The organism is Streptomyces sp. NRRL B-1140 (assembly GCF_001280065.1).
GTDB lineage: Bacteria > Actinomycetota > Actinomycetes > Streptomycetales > Streptomycetaceae > Streptomyces.
In genome coordinates this window covers 1-805 of sequence record NZ_LGEA01000164.1, presented here as the reverse complement: position 1 = coordinate 805, position 805 = coordinate 1, and the positions used below count along the sequence as shown (strand labels likewise).

At 65.0% G+C, this 805-nt stretch carries 1 protein-coding gene; it reads left to right on the top strand.

Features of this window, described 5'->3' with window-relative positions:
* Nucleotides 1–25 precede the first annotated feature (25 nt).
* The coding region (locus ADK65_RS35515; protein ID WP_234353050.1) for an extracellular solute-binding protein at nt 26–805 on the top strand (780 nt) is incomplete at its 3' end.

The following is an 805-nucleotide window of genomic DNA, read 5'->3' as shown; positions in this document are numbered from 1 at the left end:
GTGCGACCTGATCAACAACTCGATGATGTCGCACAACAAGTACGTCCAGCAGGACGCTCTGGAGAAGCTGGACCTCGACCGGGTCAAGAGCGTGAAGAGCGCGAAGATCCCCGGCAACCAGATCACCGACCATGCCATCGGCAGCAGCTTCTACGGCGCCTGTATGGCGTACCGCACGGATGCGTTCGGGGGTAAGAAGCCGGAGTCGTGGGCGGACTTCTGGGACACCACGGTGTTCAAGGGCGGCCGCTCGATGTGCAACCCGGACGGTGATCTGCCGGAGCTGGAGTTCGCCCTGCTCGCCGACGGCGTCCCGATGGACAAGCTGTACCCGCTGGATGTGGACCGTGCGTTCAAGGTGCTGACCCGGCTGCGGGGTGACATCAAGAAGTACTGGGACAGCGGCCCGCTCCCTGGCGTGCTCCTCAGCCGCCAGGAGGTCACGATGTCCACCGTGTGGGACGGCCGGATCGCCGATCTGCAGAAGCAGGGCGTCCCGGTGCAGCGGCAACTCAACGGCATGCGCCGCCAGTTCCAGGGCTACGCCATCGCCAAGGGCGCCGCGAACGAGGACAACGCCTACCTGCTCATGGACTTCTCGCTGCGTGCGGAGAGCCAGGCCGCCCTGGCCAAGGCGTTCCCGTCGAACCCGTCGTCCCCCCTTGCCTACACGAAGCTCACCGAGGACGAGCGCAACGCGCTGGCCGGTGCTCCGAAGTACTACGACAAGGGTTTCGACGCGGATGTCGAGTGGTGGCTGAAGAACGAGTCGGCTGTCACCAAGCGCTGGTTGGAGTGGGCTCGT